The sequence below is a fragment of the Sorangium sp. So ce394 genome (assembly GCF_051474665.1).
GTDB lineage: Bacteria > Myxococcota_A > Polyangia > Polyangiales > Polyangiaceae > Sorangium > Sorangium cellulosum_D.
On sequence record NZ_CP150339.1, the window covers coordinates 2,034,954 to 2,050,759 of the forward strand.

Consider the following 15,806-nt stretch of genomic DNA (forward strand, 5'->3'; position numbering starts at 1 on the left):
AGGCGTGGCCTCGAGGCGGCCGAGCGTCGCCACGGTGCGCCACGGTTGCGTCGCTGCTCCCCCTCGCCTACGTCACGGTGCGTCCGCCGGTGCGGCGGCCTGCGAAGGAAGACAACAAGACCGGCACGACGTAGAAGCTCAGGCGTACGCAGGCGGGCTGAGCTGCCGCGACCGCTAGGGACGGTCGCGCCGGCCGCCTCCGAGAACCCCCATGTCTCCACTCGTGAAGCTCGACGCGATCACCAAGGTCTACTGGATGGGCGAGGTGGAGGTGCAGGCGCTCCGCGGCGTCTCCCTGGAGCTCTCCCGGGGCGAGATGGTCGCCATCATGGGCGCCTCGGGGTCGGGCAAGTCGACCACGCTGAACGTCATCGGCACGCTCGACCGGCCGACCGCCGGCCGGTACCTCCTCGATGACGAGCCGGTCGAGGAGCTCGACGAGGTCGAGCTCGCGCGGCTCCGCAACCGCAAGATCGGGTTCGTCTTCCAGTCGTTCAACCTCCTGCCGCGCGACAGCGCCCTCGCCAACGTCGAGCTGCCCATGGTCTACGCCGGCGTCCGCCCGGCCGATCGGCGGGAGCGGGCCGCGCGCGCCCTCGCGCGCGTCGGGCTCGCGGACCGGTCGCACCACCTGCCGAACCAGCTCTCCGGCGGCCAGCAGCAGCGCGTGGCCATCGCCCGCGCCATCGTCAACGAGCCGCCGCTCCTCCTCGCGGACGAGCCGACCGGCGCGCTCGACTCCGCCACCACCCAGCAGGTCATGGAGCTCTTCTGCGCCCTGCACGGGCAGGGCATGACGGTCGTCGTCGTCACCCACGACCCCTCGATCGCCGCGTACGCCACCCGGGTCGTCACGTTCCGGGACGGCGCCATCGTCGAGGACACCGGCCCCCGCGGCCGGCGCGTGGACGTCCCGGCGTCGTCGGTTCCTGGACCGGGGTCGTCGGTTCCTGGACCGGCGTCATCGGTTCCTGGACCGGCGTCATCGGTTCCTGGACCGGGGTCGTCGGTTCCTGGACCGGCGTCATCGGTTCCTGGACCGGCGTCATCGGTTCCTGGACGTTCGTCGCCGCCCGGAGGCTCCTCGTGAGCGCCCGGCGGCGGCGGCGCCTCTGGCCGTGGCTCATCGCCGCCCTGGCGCTCGCCGGGATCGGCGCCGTCGTCGTCGCCAAGGCCAGCGGCGGCCCCCCGCCCATCGACCCCGCGCTCGTCGTGACCGCGAAGCGCGGCGACCTCGCCGTCGAGATCCTCGAGACCGGCCGCATCGAGGCCCGCGAGAAGGTCGAGATCAAATCCAAGGTCGCCGGCCAGGTCGCCGAGGTGCTCGCGGACGAGGGCGCCCGCATCGCCAAGGACCAGCTCCTGCTCGTGCTCGACCCGACCGACAACGCGCGCGAGGTCGCCCGCGCCGAGGCCGAGCTCGCCCGGGCCAGGGCCGCCGCGGCCTTCGCCAAGCGCGTCGTCGAGCGGCGGACCGCCGGCGTCGAGGCCAGCGTCACCCCCTCGGAGGACCTCGACCTCGCCAAGCACGAGCTCGCCGAGAAGACCATCGCCGTCCGGCTCGCCGAGGTCGCGCTCAGCGCCGCGCGCGACCAGCTCCGGTACACGAAGATCTACTCGCCCCTCGACGGCACCGTGATCCAGCGCAACATCGAGCCCGGCGAGGTCGTCACCCCGGGGGTGCAGTCGACCTTCGAGGGCAAGGCGCTGCTCACCGTGGCCGACCTCTCGACGCTCGTGGTCAAGGTGGACCTCAACCAGATCGACGTCGCCAAGGTCGCCCCAGGACAGCCGGCGACCCTGACGCTCGACGCCCTGCCCGGCAAGACGTACGCGGCCAAGGTCACCAAGATCGCGCCCGCCTCGGTGAAGCTCGAGGGGCGCGAGGTCGACGTCTTCCCGGTCGAGGCCGAGCTCTCCCAGGTCGACGGCCTCATCAAGCCCGGCATGACCGCCGACGTGCGCATCCGGCTCGACCATCGGCCAGGCGTGGTCTCCCTGCCGATCGAGGCCGTCTCCGCCGACGGCGGCAAGCAGCTCGTCACGCGCGTGGTCGACGGGCCCGACGGCAAGCCGACCACCGAGCAGGTCGAGGTCGCGCTCGGCGCGCGCAACGACCGCGAGGTCGAGATCCTGAGCGGCGTCCCGGAGGGGGCCCGCGTGCTCATCAACCCGCCCTCCGCGGCCGAGAACGAGACCAAGATGTGAGGTGGGCCGTCTACCTCGCGATCGCCGCGAAGGCGCTCTCGGCGCACAAGCTGCGGTCGATGCTCACCGTCCTCAGCATCACCCTCGGCGCCTTCGCGATCGTGCTCATGACCTCGCTCGCCGAGGGCGGCCTGCTCACGCTGAGCCGCGGCATCGAGCAGCTCGGCGGGGCGCGGCTCATCCTCATCGCGCCGAAGGAGCCGGTGCGCGCCGAGCGCAAGAAGGCGATGTACGTCACCGGCTTCACCCGCAAGGACCGCGACCACCTCGCGCGCGGCATCCCCCACGTCGCCGAGCACACGCTCTACGCCATGCTCGGCTCGCGCGACGTCACCTCCGACGAGGGCGCCGAGGACCGCACCGATCTCGTCGCGGCCGACAGCGGCTTCCTCGACGCCTTCCGGATGCCCATCGGCCGCGGCCGCGCCTTCTCCGACGAGGAGGACCGCCGCCGCGCCCGCGTCTGCGTCGCCGGCCCCAAGCTCGCCGCGCGGCTCTGGCGCGGCGACCCGATCGGCCGGTGGGTCACGGTCGGGGCCCTGCGCTGCCGCGTCATCGGCGTCCTGGCCGCGAGCGAGCGGATGGGCTTCAACTTCGGCTTCAGCTGGGACGACCTGCTCGTCGCGCCCATCGACACCGCGGCGGACGTCGAGAAGGACGTGCGCTCCTCGGCGCTCCTCGTCCTCAAGACCGACGATGTCCGCAACAACGACCCGGTGAAGCGCATCGTCAACGCGCTCCTCGTCGAGCGCCACCACGGCGTCGACGACTTCACCCTCTACGATTTCAGCAGCATCATGGAGCAGTTCGAGGCGGTGTTCGCCACGATGAAGGCGATCGTCGGCCTCATCGCCGGCGTCGCGCTGCTCATCGGCGGCGTGGGCGTGATGAACATGATGCTCGTCAGCGTCTCCGAGCGCGTGCGCGAGATCGGCATCCGCAAGGCGCTCGGGGCGGCGCCGGGCGACATCAGCGCGCAGTTCCTGTGCGAGGCGGCGCTGCTCTCGGGCGCGGGCGGCCTGCTCGGGGTCGCCGGCGGCGCGCTCGCGGCCGGGCTCGCCTCGTCGATCATCCGCCGCTTCACGCCGGCGTGGGTCGGCGCGATCTCGACGACGGCGGTGATCGCGGCGCTCCTCGTCTCCTCCGGCGTGGGCGTGGCGTTCGGGTGGCTGCCGGCCCGGCGCGCGGGCCGGCTCGACCCGGTGGCGGCGATGCGGCGATGAGGCTCGCCGACCTCCTCCACTCGACGCGCGCGGTCGTGGCCGACCGCACCCGCGCCGCGCTCACGCTGCTCGGCATCATCATCGGCACCGGCTCGATCGTGCTGCTCGCCTCGCTCCTCGCGGGCGGCGAGGAGGCGCTGCTCCGGGCGAGCCAGCAGGCCGTGGAGGCCGACCTCATCCAGGTCCACCCCGCCGAGGTGAGCGTCAAGGACCGGCGGCGCACCCGGCGCGACCTCTCGCGGGACGACGCCCGCGCGCTCGCCGGGTCGCGCGCCCTCGGCGGCGCCTCGGCCCTGAGCGAGTCGGCGCGCCCCACCGAGGCGCGCGCCGGCCGCAAGAAGAAGCGCGTCACGCTCGTCAGCGCGGCGCCGGCGGCGCCCGCGCTCTACGACCTCGAGCTCGCGGCGGGCCGGTTCCTCGGCGAGGCGGATCTCGCGGCGCGGCGGCGCGTGTGCGTCGTCGGCCACGAGGTCTGGGCCGAGCTCTTCGGCGGCCCGCCCGCGCGGGTCGCGCAGGCCGAGCCGGTCCACATGACGGCCGACGGCCACGTGTGGACGGTGGTCGGCGTGCTCGAGGACCGGCCGATCGTCGGCTCCACGGACGACACGAACATCTGGAACCGCAAGGTCCTCGTCCCGGAGACGACCTACGACGCGCTGTACGCGCCGGCGCACACGACCGGCCGCATCTACGTGCGGCAGGATCCGCTCGCGGCCTTCCGCTCGCCGCTCGCCGCGCTCCGCGGCGTCATCGACGCGACGCTCCTGCGCCGCCACCACGGGGTGAAGAACTTCAAGATCGAGGACAAGGACAGCCACGCCCAGGAGACGCTCGTCCTCGACATCATCAAGATGCTGCTGCTCAGCACCGGCGTCGTCGCGCTGATCGTCGGGGGCATCAACATCATGAACATCATGCTGGTGACCGTGACCGAGCGGACGCGGGAGATCGGCATCCGCCGCGCGGTCGGCGCCTCGCCCCGCGCGATCCTGCTGCAGTTCCTGTGCGAGGCGGCGGCCGTCTCGCTGCTCGGGGGCGCGCTCGGCGTGCTCTCGGGCGTGGGCCTGTCGTGGCTCGCCGGCGCGCTGCTCGCGCAGGTGGTCGGCCGCTGGGCCTTCCACGTGGAGCTCTGGTCGATCGCCCTCGGCCTCGGCCTCTCGGCCACGATCGGCGTGGTGTTCGGCTTCTACCCGGCCTACCGCGCCGCGCGCCTCGATCCGATCGAGGCGCTCCGCGCGGAGTAGCGCTCGCCCCCCGGTGACGCGTGAGGCGCGCGGCGCCGCGGCCGCCCTCACGCCGCCGCGGCGGCCTCCGGCTCCCCGGCCCGGCCTTCGCTCTCCTCGGGATCCCGCTTCGCGTGCGGGAAGCGGTCCATGCGGCTCAGCACGGGGAAGCCGAGGGCCCACAGCGCCGCGACCACGACGGTGGCGCCGCCGCCGAGGAGGATGGCGGGGAGCAGGCCGAGCCAGCCGGCGGTGAGGCCGGACTCGAACTCTCCGAGCTCGTTCGAGGCGCCGATGAACACCGCGTTGACCGCGCTCACCCGCCCGCGGATCGCGTCCGGCGTCTCGAACTGCACGAGGATGTGGCGGATATAGACGCTCACCATGTCGCCAGCGCCGACGAGGAACAGGGCGACGAGCGCGGCGGGGAAGCTGTGCGTCTGCCCGAGGCCGATCGTGGCGAGCCCGAACACCGCGACGCCGCCGAACATCCAGCGGCCGACGTGCCGCGTGATCGGCCGGAAGGCGAGGACGCCCGCGGTGAGCGCGGCGCCGACGGCCGGCGCGGTGCGGAGCATGCCGAGGCCGGTCGGCCCGGCGTGGAGCACGTCGCGCGCGTACGCGGGCAGGAGCGCGACCGCGCCGCCGAACAGCACGGCGAACAGGTCGAGCGAGATCGCGCCGAGCACGGCCGGCCTCGACCACACGAAGCGCAGCCCCTCCAGCACCGCGCCGAGCGACGCCGGCTCGCTCCGCCTGGCCTGCTGGGTCGCGCGCGCGAGGCCCATGAGCAGGAGGGAGGCGAGGAGCAGCGCCGCCACGATCGCGTACACGATCGTCGACCCGGCGAGGTAGAGGAGCCCGCCCAGCGTCGGCCCGACGATGACGGCGACATGGAAGCTCGACGAGCTGATCGCGACCGCCTTCCCGAAGCTGTCGGCCGGCACCAGGTTCATCAGGATCGCCTGCTGCGCCGGCATCATGAAGGCGCGCGCGCTGCCGAACAGCACCAGCACCGCGAACACGGGCCACACCACCGTGAGGCCCGACAGCGTGAACGCGAGCAGCAGCACGGAGCAGAAGAGCTCCACCCCGAGGCCGACCGTGATGATGCGGCGCCGGTCGAACCGGTCCGCCGCCTGCCCGGCGACGAGGATCAGGGCGAAGAACGGCGCGAACTGGGCGAGGCCGATGAGGCCGAGATCGAAGACGTCGCCGGTGAGCGCGTAGACCTGCCAGCCGATCGCGACGCTCTGCATCTGCACCGCGATCGCGGAGAGCAGCCTCGACGCGAGGTAGAACGAGAAGCTCCGGTGGCGCAGCACGCCGAGCCCGGTGAGTTGGTTGGAGGACATTCGACGCCTGCGGCGACCCTCGATGGGCCGTGGGGACTCACGCTCACGCTCGATGAGCAACAGCGCATGTCGCGACCGAGCCCGGGAGCCGCGCCACCGACACCAGCACGCGCCGCTCCAGCAACACCCGCGCCACGGCGCGCGCCTCGAGGGCCGTGCGCGCGATCAGGCCGCGATCGACGCGAGGCTCCGCCGCCGCTGCTGCCCCGGCAGCAGCCGCTGCTGCTCCGCTGCGCCCCCACGAGCAGCTCCCGGCGCCGCACCGCTCAACCGCGGCCGCGCCGCTCAACCGCGCCCGCGCCGCTCAACCGCGGATGATGACCCAGACCGTATCGCCCTCTTGGCGAGCGGCCGCCTTGTAGAACAGCGAGACGTCGACGTGCCGTGTCTTGTGCGGGAAGTGGAACACGAAGCCGAAGGTGGCGTTGAGCTCGCGCTGCTCCACCCCGACCAGGAACCGGCCGTGGAACTTCTTGACCCGGCTGCAGGGGGCGATGTCGGTGAAGAAGTTCTTCCCGACCACATCCTGCCGCTTCCGGCGGGCCTGGCGTTCCTCGTAGAGGTTGTAGGAGAGCACCGTGCCCTCGCGGTTCAGTCGGATGATCCCGAAGGGCTGCTCGTCGAGGCCGCGTTCATCCAGGTTGAACACTCCGATATCGAACTCGAACTCACCACCGGACGCGGACTCCTCCTGCGACTGCATCAGACAACCTCCCGACGTGCGCTGCCCCCGACAGATGCTCGCCATCGTAGGGGGGACGGCAGAGCGCGCCCATCCGGCGCGACCGCATCGTTCCGTCGGGCGGGTAGGGGGGCGCCCGGTCGAGCGTCGGCCGTGGAGGTCCAGCGTCGCTGCGCCGCGGCGGGCTGGGCGGGCGGCGAGCTCTTCAGCCCTGGGCGAGCTGGGCGAGCGCCTCGCCCGTGAGGCGGTAGACGGTCCAGTCGTCCATGGGCCTGGCGCCGAGCTTCCGGTAGAAGCCGATGGCGGGCTCGTTCCAGTCGAGCACGGACCACTCGAACCGCCCGCAGCCGCGCTCGACCGCGAGCCTCGCCAGGTGCACGAGGAGGGCCTTGCCGTGGCCTGCTCCGCGGTGCTCGGGGAGCACGAAGAGGTCTTCGAGGTAGATCCCCGGCTTGCCGAGGAAGGTGGAGAAGCTCTGGAAGAAGAGGGCGAAGCCGACCGCGACCCCCTCCGCCTCGGCCAGGACGACCTCCGCCGCGGGCCTCGGGCCGAAGAGGTGCGCCGCGAGCGCCTTCTCGTCGAAGACGACCTCGTGCGCGAGCCGCTCGTACTCGGCGAGCATCCGGATGAGGCGGGCGATGGTGGGGACGTCGGCGGCGGTGGCGGGGCGGATCATGGCGTCTCCGGCGCGTCATACCGCATCGCCCCGCCGGAGCGGAAGGGCTGCGCGGCGCCGATGGGGTCGCCGGGCCGTCGCCGCCATCGTGCGTCCGTTGTACGTCGGTTGCGCGCGGCGGTAGCCATATATCGCACGAAAATGACGAGCTCCGGGCGTGGGCGCCGGCCTCGACGTTGGGAAAGGGAGTTGGATAAACCGGAGAACACTCGCCTTTCTCTCCGCCTCTCCCTCACCGATCCTCGCCGTGTGAGCGGCTTGCGTCCACCGCCACTATCCGTGTAATTTCGCATCACATGGGCAGCGCGCCGGGCCTCGGAGCCCCGCCGGCGCCCGCATCTCAGGGGGAGAGATGACCACTGGCTCTGACGGCGTGTTCGTGTGCGGGGGCAGCGGCTTTATCGGCTCGAACCTCATCAAGCACCTCACGCGCCCCGGGAGCCCCTGGGGCCCGGTGCGAGGGCTGGTGCGGAGCGCGGAGGGGGCGGCGCGGGTGAGGGCGGCGGGCGGTGAGCCGGTGTTTGGCGATCTCCTCGACGAGGTCGGCGCCTGGCGGGAGGCGGCCGCCCGGGCGGCGTACGTCGTCCACTGCGCTCAGCCGTCGATCGGCAGCCGCCCGTCGGAGCGCTCGGCCATGGACCGTTGCCTCCTCCGCGCGCTCGACGCGCGCCGGCTGCGGCGGGTTCTCGTGGTGTTCGGCTCCTCGTATTATGGCCGGACCGAGGAGGGCGGCTCGCTCGACGAGACCGTGCCGACGAGGCGGCCGACCGGCCTTGGCGCCTCCTATGCGCTCGGGGTCCAGGCGCTGCGGGGCCTCGGCCAGGACCTCGACTGGGTCGCGGCCTTCCCGGGCGGCGTCTATGGCCGCGGTACATGGTTTGTTGAGCACTGCCTTCGCGCGATCCAGGCGGCCGAGCCGATCGTCCTGCGCGATCCGCCCGCCATCTGGCCTTACCTCCACATCGAGGATTGCGTGAGGGCGCTCGAGTTCCTGATGGCGGTCGACGGCGCCCGGCTCGACGCGCTCGGCCGCGAGGTCATCCTGGCGGACGACGAGCCCGCCCCGATGAGCCGCTTCGTCGACTACATGAGCGAGGCGGTCGGAAAGCCGCCGACGGTGAGCCTTTTGTCCGAGGACGCGCTCCGGGAGCTCCTCCCGCCGTTCTATTCCGGGCAGCTCAGCGCGAACATGGTTCACAGGAACACGCGCCTGAAGCGCCTCGGGTTCGAGCTCAAGTACCCTCGCATCCGCGAGGGCATCCGGGCGCTCGACCTGCCGCGGCTCTGACGCGCCCGCGCGTGAGGGCGCGGCGCGGCTTGCCGCTCGCCGCGCGCCCGTCCTAGGCTCTCCGCACCTCGATGAGCACGACACCGCCCTCCGCCGTCGGCCCGCGCTGGCTTTACCTGCACGGCTTCGCCTCGGGCCCGAGCTCGACCAAGGGCGTCCAGATCGCCGCGCACTACGCGCGGCGCGGGGTCGCCGTCGAGCGGCTCGACCTGCGGGTGCCCTCGCTCGAGCGCCTGCGCCTCCGCGCGATGATCGACGCCGTGAGGCAGGCGCTCGGCGGAGCGCGCGAGCGGGCGGTGGTGATGGGATCGAGCCTCGGGGGTCTCACCGCGTGCCGCGTCGCCGAGGAGGACGCGCGGGTGTGCGCGCTGGTGCTGCTCGCGCCGGCGTTCCGGATCATGGAGCGATGGCGGCGGCGGCTCGGCGAGGAGGCCTATCGGGCCTGGGAGGAGCGGGGGTGGCTCGAGGTCGACGATTACGCCGAGAAGCGGCGAGCCCGGGTGGATTATGGGTTTGCCCTCGACGCGGCCGAGGTGGATGACCGCTCGGGCGGCTGGCCCGACGTGCGGGTCCCGACGCTGATCGTCCACGGCCGGAACGACGACGTGGTGGACATCGAGCTCTCGCGGACGTTCGCGGCGGGGAAGCGGCATGTCCGGCTCGTCGAGGTGGACGACGGCCACGAGCTCGTGGCGTCGATTCCGCGCATCCTCAGCGAGGCGGACGAGTTCCTGCGCTGCTTTCTCGAGGGCTGACGAGCGCGCTCCTCCCGGCATCTCAGCTTCGGGTCACGCGGAGCGCTGAACGTCTGCTCAGCCAATCGCGCCGTCGCGTGATCCGCCGGTTTCCTCGTCAGGCGAGTCGCATTGTATGCGCAAAGGGCACAGCTATCAAGAGCGGCGTGCTTCGCCTATCCCTCCGGTGCATCCGGCTGCGGATTGACCGCGGCCGAGCGATCGGAGGAGCGAATGGAGACTGCGCAGGCCATCGGGCGGACCGCGTCCGTCAACGGCATCGACATGTACTACGAGCTTCGCGGCGAGGGGCTGCCGCTCGTGCTGCTCCACGGCTTCACCGGGGTGGGCGGCGACTGGGGCCACGTGTTCGACCTCGCCGAGCTGGGGCGCGATCACCGCGTCATCGTCCCCGATCTGCGCGGGCACGGCCGGTCGACAAACCCGGACGGCGCTCTGACCATCCGCCAGTGCGCCCTCGACGTCTTCGCCCTCCTCGACCACCTCGGGGTGACGACGTTCCGGGCCGTGGGCCTCAGCCTCGGCGCCAAAGCCCTGCTGCACCTGGCCACGCAGCAGCCGGGACGCGTAGCATCGATGGTGCTCGTGTCCGCAACTCCCTACTTCCCCGAGCAGGCCAGGGCGATCATGCGGCAGGTCTCTGACGAGGGCCGATCGGAGGCGGAATGGGAGGAGATGCGGGGCCGCCACAAGCTCGGCGACGCGCAGATCCGGGCGCTGTGGCGCCAGCCGAGGCGCTTTGCCGAGAGCTACGACGACATGAATTTCACGCCTCCTTACCTGTCGACGATTGCCGCGCGGACGATGATCGTGAGCGGCGACAGCGATCCCCTCTATCCCGCCGAGATCGCCCTGGAGATGTTCCGCGCCATCCCGCGCTCCTGCCTGTGGGTCGTGCCGAACGGCGGACACGGGCCCATCTTCGGCGAATGGAAGGAGCCGTTCGCCCGCGCGGCGCTGGCCTTCCTGCGCGGCGAGCCGGGCGAGCAGGCGGCCGTCCGGCCGTAGCGCCACGGCGAGCCAGGGAATTCGAGAGCGCCGGCGGCGCCCGCGCGGCCTCGCCGGCGGGGGGCGCCGCCCGTGACGCGGCCGGGAGAGCGCCTCCGAGGCGCCACGCGTTCCCCGGGGTCGCGCGCCGCCGAGGCGTGCTAGAAGGGGGCCCATATGAGCAGGATCTCCGAGCGCGCGTTTGCCGAGATGGTCGAGGCGGGGTGTCCCGCGTGCGGGGGACGGCAGCTCAACCTGCGCTCGTATGTCGACGGGCTCGTGCCGCTCATGGAGGGCGAGCCTGTCGGCCCGGTCAAGTGGGTCTACAAGGGGGAGATGTTCGTCGACGGGCTGTACGAGATCGCGTGCGGCGCGTGCCGGCACGTCCTGTTCACGGACGACCGCTGCCCGCGATGCCACGCCGAAGGCGGCCTCGCGCGCGGGCTCACGACGACCAACACGTACGCCGTGCCGGAGCGGTGCCCGCGCTGCGAGCACATCGAGGTGCGCTTCATCGCGCTCGTGCCGGCGCGCGTGAAGTACGAGGGGAAACGCGCGGACAAGGCGCAGACGAGCGTCGAGCTGCACGACCCCGGGTTCCACGGCTATCGCGTCGACTGCAAGGACTGCGGCAAGATCGCCGAGCGCACGGACGCGTGCCCGATCTGCGAGAGCCCCGCGCCGATCCGGGCGCGCTTCAGCTGAACCAGGGTTTGGTCAGGCGGATCATAGAAAGAACGCCGTCGGATCCGTCCTCATGGTAGTAGCAAGAAGAAGGTTGATGAGGTAGGGTGGCGACCCATGCCTGGGCTCGTGTTCCCCTCCGGGTCGTTCGCTGCCTACCTCTTCGATTGCGATGGGACGATCGCGGACTCGATGCCGATTCACCATCAGGCTTGGCTCGAGGCGCTCGCCCCGCATGGATGCGAGTTCACCGACGAGGACTTCTACGGCTGGGCGGGGATGACGACCGAGCGGATCGTCGAGCGCCTGAACAGCAAGTACGGGCTACGGATGCCGGTGACCGAGGTCTTCGAGGCGAAGGAAGCGGCGTACCACCGGCTGCTGCCGGCCGTGCGCGGCGTGCCCGAGGTCGTGACCGCGCTCCGCGACGCTCCCCCGCGCACGAAGCGCGCCGTCGTCTCGGGGAGCCCGCGCGTGTCGGTGGAGAAGACGCTCGCGTTCCTGGGGCTCCGCGGCTACGTCGACGAGATCGTCGCGGCGGAGGACTATGCGCGGGCCAAGCCGTCGCCCGAACCGTTCCTCACGGCGGCGACGCGCCTCGGCGTCGAGCCGGCGCAATGCCTGGTCTTCGAGGACGCCGTGCTCGGGATCGAGTCCGCGCGGGCCGCGGGCATGCAGTGGGTCCTCGTCGATCCCCGGGCGCTCCGCGCCGGGCGGTCGGATCCTTGATCCATGCGCGCGCTCGGAGACCGGCTCTCGGTCAATAGCAGCTCGGGTCAGAAATCCCGCCAGAGCCGCGAGCGCGCCGGGGGCTCTCGTCAGCGCACGAGGGGCTCCGAGGCGCTCTTCAAGCCGGTGAGCACCCTGTAGCGGGCGGCGATGTCCTCCAGCTCGCCGGGGGCGAAGACGTCCTCGATACGGTCGAAGCCGTCGGGCGCGCGCTCATAGGCGATCTGCAGGCACTGCTCCGGACCGTCGCGGCGATTGGCCGCGACGATGGCGGCGGTGGCGGGCAGGCGCTCGGCCTCGTAGGCGGCCAGCGCTTCCACCGGATCGGCGTGGGCTGCGAGCGCGCGGACCAGGGCGCGGGCGTCCAGGATGGCCTGGCTCGCCCCATTGGAGCCGTTCGGATACATGGGATGGGCGGCGTCGCCCAGCAGCGTCATGCGCCCGTGGCTCCAGCGCGGCACCGGGTCGCGGTCGACCAGCGGGAACTCGTAGATCGCCTCGGCGTCCCGGACCAGGCCGGGCACATCCAGCCAGCCAAAGCGCCAGGCCTCGAACTTGGGCAGGAACTCGGCAGGGTCGCCCGGCCGGTTCCAGTCCTCCCGTCGCAGGTTCTTGGCGACCGCGAGATCGGCGGCCCAGTTGATCCTCTGACGGCCGTCCGGCCCCGGTGGGGAAATCGGATAGATGACGAACTTCTGGTCCCGATGCCCGGCAATGACCATGCTGGCGCCGGTGAGGAAGGGCGCCGCCAGGCTGGTCCCCCGCCACAGGATGTGACCGCCGTAGATCGGCGGCCCCTCGTCCGGATAGAGGCGGGCGCGCGCCGCAGAGTGGATGCCGTCGGCGCAGATCAGGAGATCGGCGGGGACCTCCCACGCCGCGCCCGCACGATCGAGGAAGCGCGCCGCGATGCGGCCTCCGCCCTCCTCGTGGTCGATGAAGCGCCGGTCGCAGATCACCCGGTCAGGGCCCAGCCGCTCGACGACGGCGTCGAACAGCACGCCCTGCAGGGCGCCGCGGTGCAGGGAGATCTGCGGCGCGGCATGCCCGGCGAAGCGGCCGCGCGGCTCGCCCCAGATGCGCTGGCCGAAGCGGTTGAAATAGAGCATCTCGCGGGTCGCCACCCCGTGGGCCAACAGGGCCTCGACAAGGCCCAGCTCGCCCAGCACCTCGACGGCGTTGGGCAGGAGGTTGATGCCGACCCCGAGCGGCAGGATGGTGGGCGTGGACTCGAACACCGTCACCTCATGACCCGAGGCGTGCAGCGCCAGAGCCGCGGCCAGGCCGCCGATGCCGGCGCCCACAACGATCACCTGCATATGTCCTCCAGTAGGATTTCTTACCACGATGACCTCGCCGTCGCTCGAGGACAGCACGCACCCGGCGTCCAGCTCCGTGCGCGATCCCAGGAGCTGGTGGTCCTCTCACCCCGGGGAGCACCGAACCCGACGGGCCGCTGACGAGCGTTCCACCGGCGACCGTGCCCCCGGTGATCGGGACGGTGTTGCGCGCGCCGCGCTTGCTCGCGCCGACGCAGTCCTGGCGTCCGCTAGCGCGCGGGGCAGCGGGCCGCGACGTACCGGCCGTTCGGGTCCTGGTCGACGAACAGCGCGCTCACGCCGTCGAGATCGAAGGTGACCGACGTCGGCTCGATCGCCGTGATGGTGAGCCTGCCGAAGCCCACGTCGCCGCCGCCGGTGGCTGCCCCGGTGCTGCTGCAGTCCGCGCGAGACGACATCCCGTAGAGCGTGAAATCGCCGCTCGCCGTATCCACCTCGCCGACGGCGAGCATCGACGCGGGCATGCTGAGCTCCAGGTTCCACCAGTCGCTGCAGGGCGAGAACGTGGGGCGCGCGTCGGGATCGCTGCAAGACAGGGCGAGGGTGGCGATGCGGATGGTCACGGTCGCGTCGCCGTAGACGATCGCGCTCACCTCCGGCGCCGGGCTGCCGGAGGTCGTCGGCGGAGGATCGGGCGTCGGCGGGTGGGGGGTCGGCGAAGGGCCGACGGAGGCGGTCGTCGTCGAGCCCGCGCCGCCGGCTCCGCCAGCGCCGTCTCCGCCGCCGTCCATGATCACCGCGCCGCCGCACCCGGCGTGAACGAGCAGCGCGACCGTCCCTATCGCCCAGGAAATGTGTCGAGGTGAGAGCGTCATCGCCGCATCGTATCGCCATCCGGCGAGCGCTGGGGGAACAGCGTCTGCGAGCGGACGCTCCGCCGCCTGGGTTCTCTCTGCCCGAGGGCAGCGGGGTGGTTCTTCCGTCATGGCAGCACGAGCCAGCACATCTGCGAAGCGGCGATGAGCCCCGCGACGAGCGCGACGGCCATCGCGGCCTTCAGGTACCGCGCTTCCAGGAGCAGCTCGCGGCGCAGGTCGGCTCCGGTGCCGGCGAACACGAGGAGCGGCGCGCCCTCACCCTGGCCGATGACGGGAGCAACGGCGTGCTTCCGGTAGCCAGCCCCCTGCGCCGAAGGAACCGTCTTCTTCACCGCGCCGACGACGAAGAGCGGCTCTCCCGGTTCCATGTAGCTCTCCTCGACCTCGTAACGGGACGATGGGTCGACGGACGGGAAACATCGAGGCCAACCGGAACGGTGCGCGTCCCTGCCCGGCTTGATGCCGCGCAGCGCGCGCAGATCCACCTCCGCTCCCGCCATCTCCAGCGTCCCCTCGCCCGACGCGTGCACGAAGGCGACGGTGCGCGGCGTCGCTTGGCTCCACGCCAGGCGAGCGCCGGCGCGGGTCCTCGATCGAGCGACCTCGCAGACCTTGACCTGCGAGAAGGCGCGGGGCTCGCCGGTGAGCAGCCCTGCTTCGACCGCGTGATCGCCTCTGACGTTGACGTCCAGCGAGATGACGCCGCCGGTCGCTTGAACCAGCGGAGCTCGCGCGGACGACGACAGCAGCGCGTCCGCGGCGCGGAGCGCGCGGCGCCGCTCGCTCGCCGAGGCGATGAAGACAGCGACGGTCGCGAGCACGGCGGAGCAGACGAGGCCATGTCGAAGGGCCATGGACCCATCGATGACCGCCCCGAGCATCCAAACGACCCCGACGCCCAGCGACGTTGCGCCGAGCAGGTCAGGCCCGACAAGGGCCCAGGGGCGGCTGCTCGATCGGTGACCGGCGTAGCCCGCCATCGCCTTCAAGAGCGGGCTCGCCCTCACCACGCGCCATCCATAGGCGAGCAGCAGGATGCATGCGGCGCAGAAGCCGAAGATGCGCCCTGCGAGATGGAATATCCTCTGAACGATGCGCGGCGCCGGCGTACCGTCCCCCGGCGTCAGGATCACCGGCTCGCCGCCGCATCCCTTCAGGGCCTCTGTTCCGTCGGGCGACGCCTCGATGCACCCCTCCGCGAAGACGAGATCTCCGGCGGAGACGCACTGCGCGAGCACGCGGCCGCCTCTGGGCATCTCGCAGAGCATCTCCCGCAGACGTGGGGCATCGGGCGTGCGCTGCAGGTGCATCGGATCGAAGGTGACTGGCCCGAGGATCCGCGTGGCGCGGCCATGGGCGACGAGCGATGCCCCAGCGTTGGCCGTCCCGCGGTAGTCCTCGACGAGGCTCCCCCGCGCGTCGGGGCGCTCACGGACGGCGAGGCAGAGCGCGAACGGATCCGCCGCGCCGCTGGCGATCGTCCCGGAGAGATAGACCCGATCCGGATGGCCGTCGCCTTCCGGCGTGATTCGCCGGAGCGCGTGGACCGGGTCGCGGGGATCCACCGCCGCAGCCATCGCCTGGACACCCCACCAGCCGAAACCCAGGCCGGCCCCGACGGGCACGAGAAAGCCGAGCACGCAGCACACGGCGAACCAGTCCCCGAAGCTCGCTTCACGCCCGGAGCTCTCGAAGAGCGACCACCGGGATTTCCGGCCGGTGCGTGTCGACCAATACAAGGTGAGGCCTCCTTCGAGCGGCGCGGTGGGGAGCCCTCCACGAATATCAGCAGCCCTCGCGCGGCGCGAGCGCGTACGCCGTACCGCTTCCTGCTTCGC

General features: G+C 72.0%; 15 protein-coding genes. 9 read left to right on the plus strand and 6 right to left on the minus strand.

Features of this window, described 5'->3' with window-relative positions; all coding sequences use genetic code 11:
* Window positions 1-211: 211 nt before the first annotated feature.
* The 4 genes from WMF33_RS07455 to WMF33_RS07470 are packed head-to-tail and all read left to right on the plus strand — an operon-like array spanning window position 212 to window position 4,675.
* Complete coding sequence (locus WMF33_RS07455; RefSeq protein WP_437336481.1) at window positions 212-1,090, plus strand: ATP-binding cassette domain-containing protein; 879 nt, start codon at window positions 212-214, stop codon at window positions 1,088-1,090.
* Window positions 1,087-2,208 carry an efflux RND transporter periplasmic adaptor subunit gene (locus WMF33_RS07460; protein WP_437336482.1) on the plus strand — a complete coding sequence of 374 codons (1,122 nt, stop codon included), beginning with the start codon at window positions 1,087-1,089 and terminating at the stop codon, window positions 2,206-2,208. Before WMF33_RS07455 ends, WMF33_RS07460 begins: the two co-directional genes overlap by 4 nt.
* The gene (locus tag WMF33_RS07465; RefSeq protein WP_061626800.1) at window positions 2,205-3,431 is read left to right on the plus strand and encodes an ABC transporter permease; all 1,227 of its coding nucleotides are present in this window, start codon (window positions 2,205-2,207) and stop codon (window positions 3,429-3,431) included. Before WMF33_RS07460 ends, WMF33_RS07465 begins: the two co-directional genes overlap by 4 nt.
* Window positions 3,428-4,675: an ABC transporter permease gene (locus WMF33_RS07470; RefSeq protein WP_437336483.1), complete on the plus strand. Its 1,248-nt coding sequence runs from the start codon at window positions 3,428-3,430 to the stop codon at window positions 4,673-4,675. Before WMF33_RS07465 ends, WMF33_RS07470 begins: the two co-directional genes overlap by 4 nt.
* A gap of 47 nt (window positions 4,676-4,722) precedes the next feature.
* Here the strand turns inward: WMF33_RS07470 and WMF33_RS07475 are convergent, their stop codons facing one another.
* From WMF33_RS07475 to WMF33_RS07485, 3 genes are all read right to left on the minus strand, one after another.
* Window positions 4,723-6,009, minus strand: coding sequence for an MFS transporter (locus tag WMF33_RS07475; RefSeq protein ID WP_437336484.1), 1,287 nt, complete (start codon window positions 6,007-6,009; stop codon window positions 4,723-4,725).
* A 304-nt stretch (window positions 6,010-6,313) separates the two neighbouring features.
* Window positions 6,314-6,712 (minus strand): PAS domain-containing protein, encoded by a 399-nt coding sequence (locus tag WMF33_RS07480; RefSeq protein WP_437336485.1) that lies wholly within the window; start codon window positions 6,710-6,712, stop codon window positions 6,314-6,316.
* A gap of 184 nt (window positions 6,713-6,896) precedes the next feature.
* Window positions 6,897-7,367: an N-acetyltransferase family protein gene (locus WMF33_RS07485; RefSeq protein WP_437336486.1), complete on the minus strand. Its 471-nt coding sequence runs from the start codon at window positions 7,365-7,367 to the stop codon at window positions 6,897-6,899.
* A gap of 352 nt (window positions 7,368-7,719) precedes the next feature.
* On the opposite strand from WMF33_RS07485, the gene WMF33_RS07490 reads away from it, so the two are divergent.
* From WMF33_RS07490 to WMF33_RS07510, 5 genes are all read left to right on the plus strand, one after another.
* Window positions 7,720-8,655, plus strand: coding sequence for an NAD-dependent epimerase/dehydratase family protein (locus tag WMF33_RS07490; RefSeq protein WP_437336487.1), 936 nt, complete (start codon window positions 7,720-7,722; stop codon window positions 8,653-8,655).
* Window positions 8,656-8,726: 71 nt separating this feature from the next.
* Window positions 8,727-9,410 carry a YqiA/YcfP family alpha/beta fold hydrolase gene (locus WMF33_RS07495; protein WP_437336488.1) on the plus strand — a complete coding sequence of 228 codons (684 nt, stop codon included), beginning with the start codon at window positions 8,727-8,729 and terminating at the stop codon, window positions 9,408-9,410.
* A 213-nt stretch (window positions 9,411-9,623) separates the two neighbouring features.
* The gene (locus WMF33_RS07500) at window positions 9,624-10,418 is read left to right on the plus strand and encodes an alpha/beta fold hydrolase (RefSeq protein WP_437336489.1); all 795 of its coding nucleotides are present in this window, start codon (window positions 9,624-9,626) and stop codon (window positions 10,416-10,418) included.
* A 156-nt stretch (window positions 10,419-10,574) separates the two neighbouring features.
* The gene (locus WMF33_RS07505) at window positions 10,575-11,102 is read left to right on the plus strand and encodes a hypothetical protein (protein WP_437336490.1); all 528 of its coding nucleotides are present in this window, start codon (window positions 10,575-10,577) and stop codon (window positions 11,100-11,102) included.
* A 96-nt stretch (window positions 11,103-11,198) separates the two neighbouring features.
* The gene (locus WMF33_RS07510; RefSeq protein WP_437336491.1) at window positions 11,199-11,810 is read left to right on the plus strand and encodes an HAD family hydrolase; all 612 of its coding nucleotides are present in this window, start codon (window positions 11,199-11,201) and stop codon (window positions 11,808-11,810) included.
* An 89-nt stretch (window positions 11,811-11,899) separates the two neighbouring features.
* On the opposite strand, the gene WMF33_RS07515 is transcribed toward WMF33_RS07510, so the two are convergent.
* The 3 genes from WMF33_RS07515 to WMF33_RS07525 form a co-directional block, all read right to left on the minus strand.
* Window positions 11,900-13,129 (minus strand): flavin-dependent oxidoreductase, encoded by a 1,230-nt coding sequence (locus WMF33_RS07515; RefSeq protein ID WP_437336492.1) that lies wholly within the window; start codon window positions 13,127-13,129, stop codon window positions 11,900-11,902.
* A gap of 230 nt (window positions 13,130-13,359) precedes the next feature.
* Window positions 13,360-13,965 (minus strand): hypothetical protein, encoded by a 606-nt coding sequence (locus tag WMF33_RS07520; protein WP_437336493.1) that lies wholly within the window; start codon window positions 13,963-13,965, stop codon window positions 13,360-13,362.
* A 107-nt stretch (window positions 13,966-14,072) separates the two neighbouring features.
* Complete coding sequence (locus tag WMF33_RS07525; RefSeq protein ID WP_437336494.1) at window positions 14,073-15,707, minus strand: hypothetical protein; 1,635 nt, start codon at window positions 15,705-15,707, stop codon at window positions 14,073-14,075.
* Window positions 15,708-15,806 lie beyond the last annotated feature (99 nt).

Coding starts and splice junctions, on each gene's coding strand:
- WMF33_RS07455 (WP_437336481.1), top strand. CDS start 212: ATGTCTCCACTCGTGAAGCTCGACGCGATCACCAAGGTCTACTGGATG.
- WMF33_RS07470 (WP_437336483.1), top strand. CDS start 3,428: ATGAGGCTCGCCGACCTCCTCCACTCGACGCGCGCGGTCGTGGCCGAC.
- WMF33_RS07475 (WP_437336484.1), bottom strand. CDS start 6,009: ATGTCCTCCAACCAACTCACCGGGCTCGGCGTGCTGCGCCACCGGAGC.
- WMF33_RS07480 (WP_437336485.1), bottom strand. CDS start 6,712: ATGCAGTCGCAGGAGGAGTCCGCGTCCGGTGGTGAGTTCGAGTTCGAT.
- WMF33_RS07485 (WP_437336486.1), bottom strand. CDS start 7,367: ATGATCCGCCCCGCCACCGCCGCCGACGTCCCCACCATCGCCCGCCTC.
- WMF33_RS07490 (WP_437336487.1), top strand. CDS start 7,720: ATGACCACTGGCTCTGACGGCGTGTTCGTGTGCGGGGGCAGCGGCTTT.
- WMF33_RS07495 (WP_437336488.1), top strand. CDS start 8,727: ATGAGCACGACACCGCCCTCCGCCGTCGGCCCGCGCTGGCTTTACCTG.
- WMF33_RS07500 (WP_437336489.1), top strand. CDS start 9,624: ATGGAGACTGCGCAGGCCATCGGGCGGACCGCGTCCGTCAACGGCATC.
- WMF33_RS07505 (WP_437336490.1), top strand. CDS start 10,575: ATGAGCAGGATCTCCGAGCGCGCGTTTGCCGAGATGGTCGAGGCGGGG.
- WMF33_RS07510 (WP_437336491.1), top strand. CDS start 11,199: ATGCCTGGGCTCGTGTTCCCCTCCGGGTCGTTCGCTGCCTACCTCTTC.
- WMF33_RS07515 (WP_437336492.1), bottom strand. CDS start 13,129: ATGCAGGTGATCGTTGTGGGCGCCGGCATCGGCGGCCTGGCCGCGGCT.
- WMF33_RS07520 (WP_437336493.1), bottom strand. CDS start 13,965: ATGACGCTCTCACCTCGACACATTTCCTGGGCGATAGGGACGGTCGCG.